Annotated in this window: 13 protein-coding genes; 3 read left to right on the plus strand and 10 right to left on the minus strand. The window is 62.7% G+C overall.

Annotated elements, in window-relative coordinates; genetic code table 11:
* Positions 1-10: 10 nt before the first annotated feature.
* From HGI47_RS20960 to HGI47_RS20985, 6 genes are all read right to left on the minus strand, one after another.
* Positions 11-1927, minus strand: coding sequence for a sulfatase-like hydrolase/transferase (locus HGI47_RS20960; protein WP_168854709.1), 1917 nt, complete (start codon positions 1925-1927; stop codon positions 11-13).
* 33 nt (positions 1928-1960) lie between these two features.
* Positions 1961-2602, minus strand: a complete 642-nt coding sequence (gene maiA / locus HGI47_RS20965; protein ID WP_168854710.1) for a maleylacetoacetate isomerase — start codon at positions 2600-2602, stop codon at positions 1961-1963.
* Positions 2595-3284 carry a fumarylacetoacetate hydrolase family protein gene (locus tag HGI47_RS20970; RefSeq protein ID WP_168854720.1) on the minus strand — a complete coding sequence of 230 codons (690 nt, stop codon included), beginning with the start codon at positions 3282-3284 and terminating at the stop codon, positions 2595-2597. The genes maiA and HGI47_RS20970 overlap by 8 nt, the downstream gene beginning before the upstream one ends.
* Positions 3285-3289: 5 nt before the next feature.
* Entirely contained in the window at positions 3290-4339 is a 1050-nt protein-coding gene (gene gtdA, locus HGI47_RS20975) for a gentisate 1,2-dioxygenase (RefSeq protein ID WP_168854711.1), read from the minus strand.
* Positions 4340-4349: 10 nt separating this feature from the next.
* Entirely contained in the window at positions 4350-6038 is a 1689-nt protein-coding gene (locus tag HGI47_RS20980; protein WP_168854712.1) for a glycoside hydrolase family 3 protein, read from the minus strand.
* Positions 6039-6243: 205 nt separating this feature from the next.
* Positions 6244-8625, minus strand: coding sequence for a TonB-dependent receptor (locus HGI47_RS20985; RefSeq protein WP_168854713.1), 2382 nt, complete (start codon positions 8623-8625; stop codon positions 6244-6246).
* A gap of 287 nt (positions 8626-8912) precedes the next feature.
* Here HGI47_RS20985 and HGI47_RS20990 point away from each other — a divergent pair, with 287 nt between their 5' ends.
* Genes HGI47_RS20990 through HGI47_RS21000 form a run of 3 tightly spaced genes read left to right on the plus strand, consistent with a single transcriptional unit; the run spans position 8913 to position 13162 of the window.
* Positions 8913-10262 (plus strand): MFS transporter, encoded by a 1350-nt coding sequence (locus HGI47_RS20990; protein ID WP_240950349.1) that lies wholly within the window; start codon positions 8913-8915, stop codon positions 10260-10262.
* A 51-nt stretch (positions 10263-10313) separates the two neighbouring features.
* Positions 10314-11396, plus strand: coding sequence for a LacI family DNA-binding transcriptional regulator (locus tag HGI47_RS20995; protein ID WP_255460982.1), 1083 nt, complete (start codon positions 10314-10316; stop codon positions 11394-11396).
* On the plus strand, positions 11393-13162 hold the full coding sequence (locus HGI47_RS21000) for an arylsulfatase (protein WP_168854714.1): 1770 nt from the start codon (positions 11393-11395) through the stop codon (positions 13160-13162). Before HGI47_RS20995 ends, HGI47_RS21000 begins: the two co-directional genes overlap by 4 nt.
* Before the next feature lie 3 nt (positions 13163-13165).
* Here the strand turns inward: HGI47_RS21000 and HGI47_RS21005 are convergent, their stop codons facing one another.
* From HGI47_RS21005 to HGI47_RS21020, 4 genes are all read right to left on the minus strand, one after another.
* Positions 13166-14044 carry an aldose 1-epimerase gene (locus HGI47_RS21005; RefSeq protein WP_168854715.1) on the minus strand — a complete coding sequence of 293 codons (879 nt, stop codon included), beginning with the start codon at positions 14042-14044 and terminating at the stop codon, positions 13166-13168.
* A gap of 112 nt (positions 14045-14156) precedes the next feature.
* Entirely contained in the window at positions 14157-15062 is a 906-nt protein-coding gene (locus HGI47_RS22965; RefSeq protein ID WP_168854716.1) for a sulfatase-like hydrolase/transferase, read from the minus strand.
* Positions 15019-15783 (minus strand): sulfatase-like hydrolase/transferase, encoded by a 765-nt coding sequence (locus tag HGI47_RS22970; protein WP_168854717.1) that lies wholly within the window; start codon positions 15781-15783, stop codon positions 15019-15021. The genes HGI47_RS22965 and HGI47_RS22970 overlap by 44 nt, the downstream gene beginning before the upstream one ends.
* Before the next feature lie 111 nt (positions 15784-15894).
* Positions 15895-17517, minus strand: a complete 1623-nt coding sequence (locus tag HGI47_RS21020; RefSeq protein ID WP_168854718.1) for a TonB-dependent receptor domain-containing protein — start codon at positions 17515-17517, stop codon at positions 15895-15897.
* Between the last annotated feature and the right edge of the window lie 89 nt (positions 17518-17606).

The raw sequence follows: 17606 nt of genomic DNA on the forward strand, positions 1-17606 counted from the left end.
GCGTGAACAGTCAGTCCTTGGGCGCAGGCCCGTTCGTGCTGCCCCGGCTCAGCAGCGCTTCCAGATCGTAGATCGGCTTGGACGGGTCATAGGTGCCTTCCAGCATCTGAACGGCAAACCGCGCTGCGTTGGGCAGGTATTCGTCCTTGTCCGCCGTCAGCGCACGAAGCTGGTCAAGCGCGGGGGCGGCCGCCGGTCCCATGCGGGTCAGCACGTTCAGCGCCTGCAACCGCACCTTGCTGTGGTAACGGGCGACGAGCATCTGTGCCAGCAGCGGGCAGGCCGTGGCCGCATCGCCGCTGCGGGCCAGTGCTTCACACGCGGCCACGCGCACTTGCGGGACGGGATCGGTTTTCGCGATCTGCGCCAGAAGCGGCAGATCGTTTCCGAAAGCGCCCTGAACGGCAAAGCCTGTCGCGCCCCAGAAGCGGACAACCTCGTTGCGGTCGGCCAGCGCAGCGCGCAACACGCCAGCCTTGCGCCGATCCCCGCGCGCGGCCACCTGCCCAAGCAGCATCAGCCGCTTGAGCGGATAGGCACCGGCCACGCGGCTTGGCACATAACCTTCGAGTGACGAGCCTTCGGGGATGAACCCGTTGTCGTTGATCGCCAGCATGTGTGCATCGAGCGCGCGGCGCATTTCGGCCATGCGGCTTGCCTGAGCCGGGTTTGCAGCAAGGTTCACCGTTTCGTCCGGGTCACCTTGCGTATCGTAAAGCTCTTCGAACGGACGCTCTTCAAACAGGCGCTGTTGCAGCGGCGATAGCTTGCCCTCCATGCGCAGCCGGTCGATCTCCTGATACCCCTTCGCCAGCCACGCGAAGGCCTGATTCTGCATCAAGGGCAAATGCGGCATGTAGTTGCGGACATAGCGCCAGCGCCCATCGGTTACCGTGCGCACGAAGTCGTAGCGTTCGTCCATGCGGTTGCGCATTCCGAACGCATATTTGCCCGGTGCCTTGGCGGCTTTACCCAGAAGCGCCCTGCCCTGCATCGCCTTGGGAATGGGCACACCGCCGAGCGAGAGGACGGTTGGGGCCAGATCGATGAAACTGACTGGTGCTTCGACCACGCTGCCCGGCCCGTTTGGCGCAAGGTGCGCCCATTTGGGCGGCACCCGCACGGTCAACGCGCAACGCAGCCCGGAATCATAGCAATAGCGCTTTGACCGGGGCAGCACGCCGCCATTGTCGGAATAGTAGAAGACGATGGTATCGTCAGAAAGCCCTGCGGCATCGAGTTCGGCCAGCAACTTGCCGACCTGCCCGTCCATGATTTCCATGCGGTTGTAGTACCCGGCGATGTCCGCGCGGATCACCGGCGTATCGGGCATATAGGCTGGCACGCGCACTGCATCGGGCTGAACCTTGCCCGGTGTGGGCTTGAAGTTCTGCGATTCATGCGTGGTCATCAGGTTGAACACCGCCATGAAGGGCTTGCCTTCCGGCCGGTTCTTCCAGTGTGCGCGGGTGCTGCTGTCATCCCAGATCGCTTTGGGATCGATATCGCAGTTGTAATCGGTCTTGACGTTGTTGGTGACGTAATAGCCCGCCTTGCGCAGCAGATCGGGATAGCTGGGCAGGATGCCAGCCGCCTTCGCATCGGCGCGCATGTGCTGCGCGGGCGCGCAGGATTCGGGCAGGACGCCGGTCAGGATGCCGAAGCGTGAAGGCGCGCAGACCGGGGCGTTGGAATAGGCGTGGCGATAAAGAATGCCCGCCTTGGCCAGCGCATCGATGTTCGGCGTGTTGGCCAGAGCATCGCCATAAGCGCCGATGAACGGGTTGTTGTCTTCGCTGACGATCCACACGATGTTGGGGCGCGCGCCGGGCGCGGGTTGTGCCATCGAGCGCATGGGAGCGGAGGCAGCCATCGCTCCGGCCCCGGCAAGACCGGTCTTCAGGAATTGGCGGCGTGTGTTTGTCATGCTTTTTTCGCCTTTCACTCTCCCGCTCCCTTTTTATCCTTCGGCGTCTGCCTGCAATTCAGGCACCGCTTGGGCAAAGGCATCAAGCTTCATGCACGCTGCTTCGACCGCCATGATGCGCCCGAAATCGTAGTTCGCGCCAAAGCGCCGCGCATTGCCCAGTTGCGGCACCAGCAGAACGTCGGCCAGCGTCACCTGATTGCCGAAGCAATAGGGGCCATCGTTGCCATCAATTAGTGCAGCGAAAGCCGTGAGGCCGCTTTCGATCACCTCGGCGGCCCAGCCATTTGCCGCCGCTTCATCCAGCCCGCGCTTGCGCAGCATTTTCAGAACTTTCAGGTTCTGCACCGGGTGGATATCGCACCCGATGACCTGCGCCGCTGCCCGCACCTTTGCGCGAGCGAGCGGATTGCCGGGCAGCAGCGCCGGTTCGGGATGAACTTCATCGAGATATTCGCAGATCGCCATGCTCTGCGTCAGTACTTCGCCTCCCACGACCAGCGCAGGAACGAAACCTTGCGGGTTCAGCGCAAGGTATTCCGGCGCGTTCTGTTCGCCCAGCCGCAGGTGGTGCGGCACGCCGGTCCACGCCAGCCCTTTCAGGCCCAGCGCGATACGCACGCGCCACGATGCGGTGGAGCGCCAGAAGCCGTGGAGGACGAGGGCGTCAGTCATGGGAGATGTCGCCGATGGTGACGGTGGTGTCGGTCAGCCCCTCGATAGAGACGACCAGCACATCGCCGGGCTTCACCGCGCCAACGCCTGCAGGCGTGCCGGTGTAGATCAGATCGCCCGGCTCCAGCCTGTAGCCCTTGGAAACATAGGCGATCACTTCGGGGACCGAATGGATCAGATCGGCAAGATCGGCTTCCTGCTTCACTTCGCCATTCACGGTCAGACGGATCGAACCGGTCGCCATGTCGCCGGTTTCCGCAATCGGGTGAACGAGGCCGAGCGGCGAGGATTCTTCGAAATTCTTGCCGGTATCCCACGGACGGCCCTTGGCGCGGGCTTCAAGCTGAAGATCGCGGCGCGTCATGTCGAGGCCGGTGGCGAAGCCCATCACGTGATCCAGCGCGCTGTCTGTTGCGATGTTGCGGCCACCCTTGCCGATTACGATGACCAGTTCGGCTTCGTAATGGTAGTTCGCGGTCTGCGGCGGATAGGCAATGGTGGAGCCGGACGGCATTACCGTTTCGGCCCACTTGGTGAAGTAGAACGGCGCTTCGCGGTCCACTTCCACGCCCATTTCCTTGGCGTGATCGGCATAGTTGCGGCCAATGCAGAACACGCGGCGGACGGGAAATTCGCGGCCATCGCTGAGCTTGGCGATGGTGGCGGGCTGGGGATCGAACATCAGGGTCAAAGCAGTTGCTCCCGGTAGAGATCGAGCTTCTGTTGTGAAGCCTTGTCGGAATAGGCGAAGAGGACGAGATCGCTTCGCGCCTGAAACTGGTGCGTGGTCCACGAAGGGACGACGACGATATCGCGCGGAGCGAGCGGCAGTTCTTGCTCACCCAGCAGCAGCGTGCCTTCACCCTCTACGACGACGGACACCGTGCCGTCGGTCGACCGACGTGGACGGGTTTCGAAACCGGCGGGCAGCTTGCGAACATGGGCCGAAATGGTCGAAAGCACCGCGCCGCCATCTGCCGGGTTGAGAAATTCGAGCGCGTGGCCAAGGTGCGCATCGATATCCGCACTACCCGCCAGCGCATCAAGCGCGGGCCGCCAATCGGCATAGCGATAGTGGAACAGCGGGCGATTGGCCGGGCGTCGGTCTGCCGCGCTGCCGCTCAACGGACGCATGTTGTGGCCATAGCGCGTGAGCGTATCGCCCGGAGACGCGGTTTCGGGGTGCGCCGCCACATCGAGCCGTTCGGCAAAGCTCGCGTCGAACAGGCGCACGGTGGGGATATCCAGACCATCGAGCCAGATCATCGGCTGATCGGTCTGGTTGCCGTGATCGTGCCACTGGCCCGAAGGCGTGAGCACCAGATCGAACGGTTCCATCATCGCCTTTTCACCGTCGAGAGCGGTGAACGCCCCACTGCCTTCCATGACAAAGCGCAGCGCGTTCTGCGTGTGGCGGTGGCAAGGCGCGACTTCGCCCGGCAGGATCAGTTGCAGGCCTGCATAGAGGCTGGGCGTGATCGCGGACTGGCCCGGAATGCCGGGGTTTTCCATGATCAGCACGCGGCGTTCGGCCTGTTCCGCACTGATGATATCGCCCGCGCGCAGCAGGAAATCGCGCACTTCGCCAAAGGTCCAGCGCCACGGCACGGCGGGGGAAACGGGTTCGGGCGTTACCAGTGCGTGCAGGCTTTCCCACAAGGGGGTAAGGCTGGTGGGGGCCATATCGGCATAAAGCGCTTCAAGCCGGGCGCGTTGATCGTTGGGCCGCGAAGTCATCGCTTCTCCTTCAGTAGCGAAGTTGGTCCTGCCCACAGAAGGGGTCAACCGGGCTTTTCCCGGTGAACGGCACGTTCCCGGCAATGCGGCGCGCGACCTCTTCCTGCACCGGCGCGATGGCACTGTAGGCATTGATGCAGGTGGCCATCTGCGGCGCATCGTAAAGGTAATAGGGCTGGCCGAACGAGAGGAGCGCGGTGGGAATTTCGCGTGGGTACTGGTTCATCGCCTTGCGCATTCCGCCGTGCAGCTTCACGAAATCGAGGTAGATCCGCGATGCGCTGGGCGTGGCTTCCTGCCCCACCAGATAGAGCACCAGATCGGTGTCTTCGCGCGTGGGGGGCAGATCGGTGTCATAAGGCCGCATGTCGAACCCGCGTTCGCGCATGGCGGCAAGTAACGGTTCGTAGCTGCGCGCCAGTGCGCCGTCCCAGAAACTGTACCCTTCTTCCGCGAAATAGACGACGCGGCGATGCGTTGCTGGATTGAGCGGCAGCAGCCCTTGCGCGTCCTTGACCATCGTGACCGACTGGCCGCAGGCCGCCTGCGCCACTTCAAGATGAGCAGGCGTGCGCAGTCGTTCGCGCATGTCTTCCAGCGGCAGCATCCGTGTTTCGGGCGAGCGTTCGTGCAAGCCCAGCTTCGCCTTGAGCGACAGGATGCGAGTAACGGCTTCATAAAGCCGCGCTTCGGAAAGCCTGCCGTTGCGCAGGCCATCCAGCATGAAGCCATAATCGCGAGCTGGTGCGCGGCTGAACAGGAACATGTCGCACCCATTCTCGATCACGGCAGGCACTGTTTCCGAACGCTCCATCCAGCCGGTCAAACCGCCCATGCCCGTGGCATCCGAAATGACGAGGCCCTTGAAGCCCAGTTCATCGCGCAGGAGATCCTGATTGAGCAGGCGCGATACGGTGGCGGGCTGGAATTCTTCACGCCCGGCATCGGGCATCCGCGCGCGGATATAGGCGGGCAGCGCGATATGGGCGGACATCACCGTCATCACGCCCGACGCGATCATCCGGCCATAGATGCGACCGAAAAGGTCATGCCATTCGTCCACCGACAGCGGATTGACGCTGGTGACAAGGTGCTGGTCGCGGTCGTCAAAACCATCGCCGGGCCAGTGTTTTACGCAGGCGGCAATGCCTTCTTCCTGCAAGGCGCGGATATAGGCGAGCGCCTGCGCGGTGACTGTATCGGGATCGGACCCGAACGAGCGCGTGCCGACGATAGCGCTGCGGAAAGCGTGGTTGATATCGACGACCGGGCCGAACGACCAGTCATAGCCCAGCACGCGGCTTTCGCGGGCGACAAGGCGGGCCACTGCATCGGTCGTGGCAAGATCATTGCACGCGGCAAGACCCATGAGATTGGGAACTGCGGTGGCGAATGGGTAGCTGATCGTGCCGCCCTCGATATCGCCAGTGAAGATCGGCGGCACGGCGGACTGTTCGACCGCCGTCATCGTGGAACTGCGGAACGCGGCCAGATCGGTGGTGGGAAAGCGGTTGATGCCGCCGGGCTTCAGCGCCAGCAGCGGTGCCAGTTCTTCGGCACTGTCGAGCGAGGTGGAGAAAACGAAAAGCTGGCCGACCAGTTCTTCGACCGACATGGCATCGCGGGTGCGTTCAACCCAGGCCTGGGCCTCGGCGCCAAGAGCGAGCGGATCGGGCAAGGTGGTCTCGCTGTTGGTCATCGTCTCACGCTTTTGGAGGTCAGAAGAACACTCGACAATATCTCACCGCTGCCGCGCGCCCGGAACCATGACGTGGGAGACTCGCCACGGTCCGGGGCTGGCAGGGCGCCTATGGGATACGCCCCACCGCGCGAAAGTCGGGAGACGATCCGCGCCGAAGAGCGGACCGGGGTGGCGGGCCAGACGTTATCCGGCCCAGCCATCGTCAGAAGCGGACGCCGAAAGTCGCACCGAAGTAGCGGCTGGAGTCCTTGTTGTAGGTGGCCACCAGGTCGAACGGCGTGGTGCGCGTTGCCAGCAGCGAGTTGTGACCGATGGCCGTCAGATAGTTGGTGTCGAACAGGTTCTTCACGAACATCGTCAGGCTGTAGCGGTTGTCGGCCGTAGAGACGCCGATGGTGGCATCGACCAGCGTGAAGGCAGGTTGTTCGGTCAGCGGATCCTGTTCGGCCGTGAAGTTCTGGTCACTGGTGAAGTTCACCGCAACCTGTGCGAAAGCGTTGAAGCTTTCGCCTTCATAGTCGTAACGCGGAACCACGTTGATGCGCCAATCGGGGCTGGCCTGCAGGCGTCCGTTGCGCAGGTTCTGCTGCGGTGTAGCGGCTGCCGAGGTGCGGTAGCAGATGTTGATCGGCGTGCCGCTGAGCACGGGCGCGGCGGCCTGCTGCTGCAACGGGCAGTTCATGCCATCGATGTTGATGCGCGACTGGGCATAAGTTGCCGCCATGTTGACCGAGAAACCATCGGTCGGACGCAGCGTGGCTTCGATTTCGAAACCGCGCGAACGCGACGAACCGGCATTGGTGGTGACGAACTGCACGACGCCGGTGACCGGATCGGAACGGTTGGCCTGAACCTGCAGGTTCGAATAGTCCGACTGGAACAGCGCGGCGGCAAAGCTCAGCGAACGGTCTGCAGTGCTGCCCTTGAAGCCGATTTCATAGGCGTTCACCCATTCCGGCTGGATCGCGACCTGGTTGGCAAGGTCGGCTGCGATTTCCATTTCATAGCCAAGGCCCTTGTAGCCACGCGTGTAGGTTGCATAGACCTGCGCGTTGCGGCTGAATTCGTACTGCAGGCCGGCCTTGCCGGTAACCGCCGTATCGCTGGCCGAGAACGTGCCGCTGACCGGCGGGTTGCCGGGGAACACGGTGTCGCCCGCCACGATCGGCGCGGTGCGGGTGCCGGAATTGGTGCCCTTTTCATACTGCACGCGCACGCCACCGATGGCGCGCAGGCCGCCGGTCAGGAGATAATCAGCCTGTGCGAAAGCGGCGATGCTGTCCTGCTTCAGGCGGATGCGGCTCTGCGCGGACTGCCACACCACGTTTGCGGTGGCGCAGGGCTGGCCAATGACGCCAGCGGTGCAGCGTGCGCGGCGACGGTCGAACGGACGCAGCACGTCGCTATTCATGTAGAACACGCCAACCACATAGTTCAGATCGTTCTTGCCGTTGCTGGCAAGGCGCAATTCCTGGCTGAACGCATCGATATCAAGGATGCCGTGGTTCTGGTTCCAGAAGGTGTAAGGCGCAGCCGCAGCCGTGCCGAGAAAGATCGGCGTGGGCGAATTGATGCGGTCGATCGGCTGGTTCACTTCGAGGAAGTACTTCTGGTAGGCCGAGATTGAAGTGACGGTCACGCCGCCGAGATCCCAATCCGCCTGCAGCGAGTACGTCTGCGCCTTGTTGTTGGCGTAGGTGTTCTGGTCTTCGCTGATCTCGCGGTTTTCGCGCGTGGCGACGATGCCGGGGTACAGCGACTGGAGCAGCGGCGTCTGGATATCGATCGGCGTCGACGCGCAGCAATCGGCGTTCATCTTGCGATATTCGCCGGTGAACAGCAGCGTCAGGTTCTCGGTCGCATCCCATTCAAGCTTGCCGCGAACGCCCCAGCTCTTGGAGCCGTTGACCCATTCGTTGGTGGCGACGTTGCGGGTGATGCCGCGCACGTCATTGTAGAAGCCCGAAACGCGGGCGCGCAGCGTATCGCTGATAGGCAGCGACATGGTGCCGCGTGCGCGGTATTCGTCATGTTCGGCCACGGTCACATCGCCCTTGAACTCGAAATCGTTCGAGGGGCGCGCCGTGGTGACGCTGATCACGCCAGCCGATGCGTTCTTGCCGAACAGCGTGCCCTGCGGGCCGCGCAGCACTTCGACGCGCTCAATATCGGCAAGGTCGGAAAAGCCCTGCGCCGAACGGACGGCAACCACGCCATCGACGACCACCGAAACCGAAGGCTCAACACCCTGACCGAACAGCGCGGTGCCGATGCCGCGAACGCGGAAGCTGGTGTTGGTGGGGTTCGCGCCCTGCTGATAGGACAGCGACGGAATAGCCTGAACCAGCGAGTTGGTGTCGTTGATCTGACGCTTGGAAAGCGCATCTGCCGTCACAGCGGTAACGGCGAGCGGCACGTCCTGCAGACGCTCGGCACGCTTCTGCGCGGTAACGACGATTTCGCCGGGCGCGGTTTCGACAACAGCTTCTTCAGCCTGCGCAACATCCTGCGCGAAAGCGGCAGCCGGGAACGCGGCAGCGGCGCCAAGCGCGATCGCTGACGCAAACGAGGTGCGGATAAACATACAGGTACTCCCCCGTGAACACGGCGGGGGCACCTCACGCGCCCTTCGCCAAAACATGCGCCCAGCCGAAATGGCCGAGCCGACTCGAAAATTCGTTTAACGCTAAACATCACTTACCGCCTCAGCGTCAAGCAATCAGGTTTAGCGCTATTCCAAAATCGTCGATCACTGTGGCGATTCTGCCACAAGTGATTGCGAACGCTTGACACCCGTTCGGCACAAGCGCATTTTTAGCGTTAAACATGCCGCGTGACGGCTTGAGGATTTGGCGGGGGGAATTGGCCGATATGCGCGACCATCAGCTTGCAGACATGGACACGCCCGATGCAGGCAAGTGGCCTTCGCCTTCAAAGGCGTGGTTTGCCGCAGGGATGCTCGCGCTGGCCAATACGCTCGCCTTTGTTGACCGGCAGGCACTGGCGCTACTGGTCCAGCCGATCAAGGAAGACCTTGCCGTCAGCGATACGGCGATGAGCCTGCTTTACGGCCTCAGCTTCACGATGTTCTACGTGGTCGTCGGTATCCCGGTGGCACGCCTCGCAGACCGGGCAAACCGACGCAATATCGTGGCAGGCGCGATCTTCATCTGGAGCGTGGCCACTGCGCTTTGCGGCCTTGCGCGCGGCTTCGGCTCGCTCTTTGCTGCGCGCATCGGCGTGGGTGCGGGCGAAGGCGGGCTTGGCCCGGCGGCCTATTCGATGCTTTCGGACTATTTCCCGAAGGAGCGGCTGGCATCAGCGCTGGGCGTCTATCAGATGGGGATATATGTGGGCGGCGCATCGGCCTTGGTGCTGGGCGGCCTGCTTTCAACCGTGGTTCCGCCGTCAAGCGACGTGGCGCTGCCCCTGATCGGTTCGGTGCGCGGGTGGCAACTCGTATTCCTGATGCTGGGCCTGCCCGGCGTGCTGCTGTCGCTGGCGATGCTGCTGGTGCCCGAACCGGTGCGCATGGGCACGGGCCGCAGCGACCCTAGCCCGTCGATGCGCGAACTGCTGCGCCACCTGAAGCGCCACTGGCAGGCGTACTTCGGGATCGGCGTCGGCTTTTCGCTGATGATCCTTGTCGGCAACGCAACCGGCGCATGGATTCCAGCCTTCCTTCAGCGCAAGTACGGACTGACGACGGCGGAAATCGGCAGCACCTATGGCGCGATCACTGCCGTTTGCGGCGTTGGCGGCACGCTGATCGGCGGATTTCTGGCCTCAGCCCTGCGTAGGCGCGGGTACGAGCGGGCGAATCTCCATGTCGCGCTGGTGGGTTTCACGCTGTTGATCCCGGTAACCTCCACCTTCCCACAAATGGCCGACTACCGCGCAGCGCTGGCGCTGATCGGAACGATGACGTTCCTTGCTGGGTTCAACTTCGGCGGCGGCCTTGCCGCACTGCAGGAACTTACGCCCAACCGGATGCGCGCATCGGTTTCAGCCGGATACATGTTGCTGGTGAACCTGATCGGCGCTGCCGGGGGACCGCTGGCCATCGCGCTCGTCACCGATTACGTGTTCCTTGATGCGGCACGCCTGCCCGATGCCATCTCAATCGTCTGCGCGATTGCATCGCCCCTGTCAGTCGTGGCGATGCTGATCGGGATGCGTGGCTACAACAGCGCGATCACGGCGGGACTGCCATCGACCTGAACCATATTCCGTTTCGGCCCCGCCGCTGTAATCGTGCGGCGGGTTTACCAGATGCTGTCGGAGACAGGTGACTTGGCCAAAAGTCCGCGAAGAAAGAGTCAGGCGATCACAATCGAAACCGTAGCGCGCGTTGCGGGCGTTTCGGCCATGACCGTATCGAACGTGCTCAACAATTCCAAGCCGGTGCGCGAAGCCACGCGCGAAGCGGTGATGCGGGCCGTGCGCGATCTGAACTATACGCCCAACCTTGCCGCCAAGGCGCTGGCCGGAGCCGACACCACGCGGATCGGCCTGCTGCTGAGCCGCGACGACTTTTCGTTCATCAGTTCGGTTCTGGGCGGCGCGGTTGAGGCAACGAGCGCGCTGGGTGCGCAACTGATGACGCGGCGTTTGGGGCACCAATCGCACGACGAGGTTCTGGCCGCCGCGCAGGACGTGGTGGTTGCAGGCGCAAACGCCCTCGTCCTGCCCGGCCTTTACGCGGGTATCCTGCAAGAGGAACTTCGCAACGGCCTGATCGACGTTCCAGTCGTCGCCGCCTCGGTCGGTGACGAGATCGAAGGAATCTGGTCGATCAGGATCGACGATGAAGCCGCCGCATACGACATGACGACAAGCCTCATTGCGCTCGGTCACAGGCGGGTTGGCTTCCTGCGCGCAGAGGAAAAGCACCTCGTGCACAAGACACGCTTTGCCGGATATGCGCGTGCGCTGGCCGAGGCGGGATTGGCGCTCGACCCTTCGCTCGTCGTCACCAGCCCGCTGTCGTTCGATTCGGGCATCGCGGCGGCTGATGCCTTTCTTGACCGGACGGATCGTCCGACCGCGATCTTCGCCAGCAACGACGATACAGCATCGGCCATCGTGGCGATGGCGCACAAGCGCGGGTTGCGTGTACCCGATGATCTATCGGTGGCAGGATTCGACGATAGCCCGCTGGCCCTGCGCATGTGGCCAAGGCTCAGTTCGGTTCGCCAGCCAGTAACAGAAATCGCCCGCAAGGCGACTGAACTGGCCATCAGTCTGGCGCGCCTTTCAGGCGAAACGCCCGCCCACCGCACCGACATCATCGACCATACAATCGTGATGCGCGAATCCACCGCGCCACTGGCAGAAGGACTTGTCTGCGCATGACGTTCCGCAATCTGGCCAACCCGATCCTTGGCACGCTTGCCGCAACATCGGCGCTAGCATCGCCTGCATGGGCCGCAACGGCCAACGACAGGCCCAATATCGTGGTTATCGTGCTGGATGACGTTGGCTTTTCCGACATCGGATCGTTCGGATCGGAAATCCGCACGCCTGCGATTGACGGGCTGGCGGCGCAGGGGCTGCGCTACAACCGCTTCGACACCAAAGCCGTCTGCACGCCCACGCGCGCCGCGCTGCTGACCGGGCGCAACCCGCAAACCGTGCGTATGGCCGATCTTCCGGCGGCAAAGCTGAACCCCGCTGACATGACGCGCGACCGCGGCGAACTGGCGCACAATGCCCAGACCATCGCGCAAGTGCTGCGCGGCGCAGGTTATCAGACCATCGGCCTTGGCAAATGGCATCTTGCGCCAGAGCAGGAAGACGGCACGCCGGGCAAAAACGCATCATGGCCGCTGCAGCGGGGGTTCGACAGCTTCTATGGCTTCTTCCTTGGCTGGACTGATCAGTACCATCCCAAGCTGATCGAGGGGAATGGCCGCCTGCCTTCGCCCAACCAGCCGGGCTATCACTTCTCGGTCGACATCACCAACCGCGCCATCGCCGCGCTGCCCGCCCCCACGCCGGGAGAGAAAGCCGCGCCGAAGTTCGTCTATCTTGCCTTTGGCGCGGGCCATTCCCCGATTCAGGTGCCGCGCGAATGGATCGATTCCTATGCGGGCGTCTATGAAAAGGGCTGGGACGCGATGCGCGAAGACCGCCTTGCCCGGCAGAAGGCGCTGGGAATCGTGCCCGCCAACACCGTGCTGCCCGAACGCAATCCCGGCGACCGCGCCTGGGCAGACCTGACGCCTACCGAAAAGACTGTGTTCGCACGCTTCATGGCGACATATGCGGGTTTCGTTTCGCACGCCGATGCGCAGATCGGCCGCCTTGTCGATCACCTCAAGCAGACCGGCCAGTTCGACAACACCGTGATCGTGGTGATGAGCGATAACGGTGCGGCCTCTGAAGCCGGGCAGAAGGGCAATTTCGAACGCCTCTATGCGCCGAACAAGCTGACACCCGAACAGATGCTCGCACGGATTGACGAACTGGGCACCGACAAGACGCAATCAGAATACCAGCGCCCTTGGGCCATGCTGGGGTCCACGCCATTCCGGCGCTACAAGGTCTGGCCGCAGCTTGGCGGTGTGCGCACGCCCCTGATCGTTTCATGGCCGAAAGCCATCAAGGATCGCGGGGCGATCCGTTCGCAACTGGTCGATGTGACCGATCTTGCGCCGACTTTTGCCGATGTTGCGGGCACCCGCTTCCCAACCAAGGTCGGCAATGTACCCGAACTGCCGGTGGCCGGAAAATCGATCCGCCCGACGCTGGCCTCGGCCAAAGCACCGGGACGCAAGGTCCAGTATTTCGAACTGCGCGGCAATCGCGCCATCACCAGCGGCAAATGGCGCGCGGTGGCCGTGCACAAGCAGATGACCGACTTTGAAACCGACGTGTGGCAGCTTTACGATACGCAGGCGGATTTTTCGGAAAGTACCGATCTGGCCGCGAAATACCCTGCGAAAGTGGCTGAACTGAAGGCACTGTGGTGGAAGGAAGCGCGCAAATATTCAACGCCAGCATTGGCCGAAGCCCCGGAAATGTTCCGCCTTCGTGAACGCTTTGACGATAGCCCGGAACGCCAACCGCTGCCGAAGCACCTGCAACCGGCAGACCCGAACGCGGCTCCGGCGGAGTAATCCCTACAGCGCCGATACGCTGAACAGAACCTCGGCCACCATTTCCTCGCCCGGCTGCAAGATGCGCATCGCGTGCTGCGCCGTCGGGCAATTGAGCGGATCGGTCGAATGGCTGACCGGCTCGACACAGAAGAAATCGGCATCGGCGGGGGTGTAGACCACGGTGCAACCCAGATTGGCCGAGGGCCGCATCGTTATCCTGATGCCACGTTCGGGCTGAACGATCTCAAGGTCGCCCTCCCGCCCTTCGTAGACGGTATCCACCGCACGGCTCGCAATCGGCTTGCCCTCCCACCAATCCTGCGCGGCTGGTTCATCCTGTCGGCCTGTAGGCAGCCCGCTGGCGTCCACTTGCCACTGCGTGCGATGCAGCCCGTGATAGACCGTGCCCGCTTCGCGCGGGAAATAGGGGTGGAAGCCAAGCCCTGCGGGCATCGGCGTCTCATCCGCGTTCAGCACCGCCAGACGCATGGCGAGGCCAGCGGACGAAACCGCAAAAGTCTGCCGCGCCCGATAGTGCCACGGCCAATCACCGCGCTGGTAGACATGCTCGATAATGATCTGATCGGTGGCGCTGGGAACCGCCTGCCATTCGCTCAACCATCCGAAGCCATGCAATGGATTGGCCGAATCGACCGAAGGCATATTGGGCGCTATGGCCACCTCGCGCCCAGCAAAGCTGAAACGTCCGTTGGCGATGCGGTTGGAGAACGGCACCAGCGGAAAGCTGGCCAGATCAAGCTCGGATGGCCCGCATACGCCACGCAGCACGGGCAGGCCGTTCCATTCCAGCCGCCCGATACCACCACCGCGATGGGGCAGGACTTCGAGCAGAAAACCTTCGCCCTCAAGGATCATCGAAGTCTTTGCGTCCGCCGACAAATCCATTCTCCCGCCAGATTACCCGGCAGGGATAGGCAAGCGTCAGGACCACGTAAAGCGCGCGTGAGAACGCGCATACCAATGCCTACCTGTCGGGTATCCGCATCGTCGGCTAGTTGTATTCCTCGTTCAGGCGGCAGATGTTGGGCGCAGGCTGGGCAATCGGCACGCCGACATGACGCAGCCATTCGCTCTGCCACAGCGCTTTCATATGATCGACGATCTCTGGGTGCTTCGCGGCCAGATCGGTGCTTTCGGAAAAATCAGCCTCGGTATCGAACAGTTGCCATGCGTCCTGCGCATAATCGTTGACGCAGTTGTGGATGGCCACCGCACGCCACCGCCCATCGGTGATCGCCCGGTGCCCGCGCAGTTCAAAATACTGTCGCGTCCGCCCCTTGGCCCCGGCATCCCGCAACATCGGCAGGAACGACCGCCCGGCCACCGGCATCTGCACAACCCCGCCAGCAGTGGCGGGAAATTCAAGCCCCGCAGCGGCGAGCAGGGTCGGCCCCACATCGACCACACCGACCAGTTCACGCCGGATACCCCCGCCCTGCTTCACCACGGACGGCCACGATACGATCATCGGCGTGCGCACGCCCCCAAGATAGGGGAAGAGCTTGTAGCGGCGGAACGGCGCGCAACTGGCGATGGCCCACGGGCGCGGATATTCGGCCTGTGTTGCCGCCGTTCCCAGTTCACCCAGCCTTCGGCGCTGCTCGGCCACGGGAATGGTGTTTGGGCGATAAAGCTCTTCAAAGAATCCCGCCTGTCCCGCTTCTGACGCTGCGCCATTGTCTGACAGCAGCACGACCATCGTGTTTTCGGAAAGCCCCTGCTCTTCCAGCGTATCCAGCAGGCGACCGATCTGTGCATCGGCATGTTCTATGAAACCGGCATAGACTTCCATATAGCGCGCGAAGACCGCGCGTTCATCGTCGCTCAGATCGTCCCACGCGCGGTCATCGCTTTCACGCGGGGGCAGCATGGTATCCGCCGGGATCAGCCCATTCACGCGGCACCTGGATCGGCGAATGAGCCACGCCCAGCGCGAGTTGCAGGAAGAACGGCTTGGCCGCAGCGCGATTGGCGATCAGATGGATGGACTTGTCGATCATATCCGCCGTCAGATGATAGCCTTCGGGCAATGGCGGATTGATATAGTCGTCGTTTTCGACCAGCGCTGGCCGGTACTGATCGGTCCAGCCCCGCGCAAAGCCATAGAAGTAGTCGAACCCGCGCGCCTTTGGCCAATTTGCGCGCGAGGTGCCGGGCGCAAGTTGATCAAGCGGGATCAGATGCCATTTGCCCACGGCCCATGTGGCGTAGCCATCATCACCCAGCACTTGCGCCGTGGTGCGAATGTTGGCGGGCAAATGATAGGCATTCGGCCCGAAGTGGCGGCGGTTGTCCCCCCACGCAGTGTCCGGCACATCGGGAAAATTCACCGTGTGCCCGTTCCGCCCGGTCAGCAGCGCCGCGCGCGTGGCCGAACACACCGCCTTGGAATCAAAGCGCGTGAACCGCAGTCCCCGCGCGGCCAGCCTGTCGATATTAGGCGTGGCGATCTCGCCACCGTAACAGCCGAGGTCCGAGAACCCCATGTCATCCAGCACGATGGTGATCAGGTTCGGCCGCCGCGCCCCCGCAGATCGCGCGGCGGCTTCGGCCACACCCGAAAGCGTCGATGCGGCCAGCAACCCGGCGGTGAAAGTACGGCGTGTAATGCTGGTCATGGCGGGCCCGGATGCAAGGGAAGAAGTGCGGGCAGTTGGAGGGAGATCGCAACTGCCCGCTTCAGGATGGGAAGCAGCCCGGTCGGGCTGCCTCCATCCCGAACGCGCACGTCAGAAGCGGAAACGTGCGCCGACAAGGATCTGGCGGCCAACGTCGAAGTAGTCCGCCGGAAGATCGCCCAACGTCGTGCGGGTCTTGTCCACGTTGTCCAGCACGTTGGTCGCTTCGGCAATCAGCGAAACCTGCTCTGCCACGTTCACGGTCAGGTTTATATCAAGGTTGCCGCGCGCCTGCGTGGTGATACCCAGCCCGTTGTAGCCACCCGGAAGGCCGAGCGAGACGAACTTGTCGCGCCACGTATAGGACGCGCGCAAGGCAAACAGATCGTCTTCATAAAAGCCGCTGATGTTGTAGTTGTTCTTCGATGCCGCCGTGAGCACCTGCGGATCGGAGTTCGAGATGTAGGTGTAGTTCGCCTGCACGCCGGTATTGGCCAACGGGCCCGGTAGAAAAGTGAAAATCTGCTGGAAGCCCAGTTCGAACCCCTTCAGCGTCACGCCCTTTTCATTGGTTGGACGCGTGCGCTGGAACACCTGGTCGCGGGTCACACTGGTGTTTGTAGAAGCAGTGAAGAAAGTCGGCTGAAGGACAACCGAATCCGTCGTCGGGCGCACCAGCGTGGCCAGCTTCTTGGCGAAAAGCGCCACCGTCAGCGTGGTATCGCGGTTGGGATACCATTCAACCGTCGCGTCATAGTTGGCGGAAACAAAAGGTTCGAGCGCCGGGTTACCCGATGTCATAGTATAGTTTCCGCCACCACCGGTAATCGTGGTCGATGGCGAAATCTGGGTGAGCGAAGGACGGCTCATCGTGCGCGAAAATGCCGCACGGAAGACCCAGTTGTCGTTCGGCGCGAACTTGAAGTTCGCTGATGGCAGCCAGTTGGTATAGCTGTTGCGCGCAGCAATCGCCCCCGCAGGCGGCACGGTAACGGTGCCGCCCGTTTCCACCTGAATGATCAGGCCATTCAGATTAGGCGCAAAGCCGTTCGCGATCTCGCGCGTGTAGACCACGCGCAGGCCCACATTGCCGCTGAACCGGTCATCGTCCGTGGCGAAATCGGCTTGAATGTAACCGGCCATGATGCGTTCGCGCACGTCAACGATGCTGCTTGCGTTGGCCTGTACCGCGCCGGCCACCGCCGCCAGCTTGTCACGCGGGACGGCGGCAAGCAGCGCCGCAGTATCGGTGGCCAGCCATGTCGTCGGGAACGGCTGGCTGCCGTTGTATGTCCCAAGGAATTGCCCCTTCGATGCGGTGACGACCTGATAGAACGAGCCGAGGCCAAAGCCGCCGGTCTTGGTCGGCAGTCCTGCCAGCCCGGCCAACGCCGCAGCGGGCACGACCAGCGTGGTGGCATCGGCATAAGTCTTGCGCCACGATGCGACACCCCCCACCGACACGCGCTTGAGGAATGAGCCTTCGAATTCCCGGCGCAGATCAGCCTTCAGTTCCTGCACCTGATCGCGGGTCTTGCGACCGAAAGCACCGTTGAGGCTGGCTACCGTGCCCTGCGTCGGATCGAGATAGCGTGCCTGCGAGGCCGAAGTCAGCGCGATTCCGCAAATGTCCTGCCCTGGCTGGCAGTTCTCCGTCACGTCGAACCGCTGGATCTGGGCAAGGTTCAGGTTGTCGCCGGTCTGCTTCGATTTCGAATAGGCATAGCTGGACACCCGCAAAAACTCCTCGCGTTGAGGTCTTTGCTGTGATTCATTCGGGGCATTGGACGGAGAGGTTTGATGCACCCACGCAGCCTGTTTTC

It is taken from the genome of Novosphingobium sp. ERN07 (assembly GCF_012641335.1).
Lineage (GTDB): Bacteria > Pseudomonadota > Alphaproteobacteria > Sphingomonadales > Sphingomonadaceae > Novosphingobium.

Coding starts and splice junctions, on each gene's coding strand:
- HGI47_RS20960 (WP_168854709.1), bottom strand. CDS start 1,927: ATGACAAACACACGCCGCCAATTCCTGAAGACCGGTCTTGCCGGGGCC.
- maiA (WP_168854710.1), bottom strand. CDS start 2,602: ATGACTGACGCCCTCGTCCTCCACGGCTTCTGGCGCTCCACCGCATCG.
- HGI47_RS20970 (WP_168854720.1), bottom strand. CDS start 3,284: ATGTTCGATCCCCAGCCCGCCACCATCGCCAAGCTCAGCGATGGCCGC.
- gtdA (WP_168854711.1), bottom strand. CDS start 4,339: ATGACTTCGCGGCCCAACGATCAACGCGCCCGGCTTGAAGCGCTTTAT.
- HGI47_RS20980 (WP_168854712.1), bottom strand. CDS start 6,038: ATGACCAACAGCGAGACCACCTTGCCCGATCCGCTCGCTCTTGGCGCC.
- HGI47_RS20985 (WP_168854713.1), bottom strand. CDS start 8,625: ATGTTTATCCGCACCTCGTTTGCGTCAGCGATCGCGCTTGGCGCCGCT.
- HGI47_RS20990 (WP_240950349.1), top strand. CDS start 8,913: ATGCGCGACCATCAGCTTGCAGACATGGACACGCCCGATGCAGGCAAG.
- HGI47_RS20995 (WP_255460982.1), top strand. CDS start 10,314: ATGCTGTCGGAGACAGGTGACTTGGCCAAAAGTCCGCGAAGAAAGAGT.
- HGI47_RS21000 (WP_168854714.1), top strand. CDS start 11,393: ATGACGTTCCGCAATCTGGCCAACCCGATCCTTGGCACGCTTGCCGCA.
- HGI47_RS22970 (WP_168854717.1), bottom strand. CDS start 15,783: ATGACCAGCATTACACGCCGTACTTTCACCGCCGGGTTGCTGGCCGCA.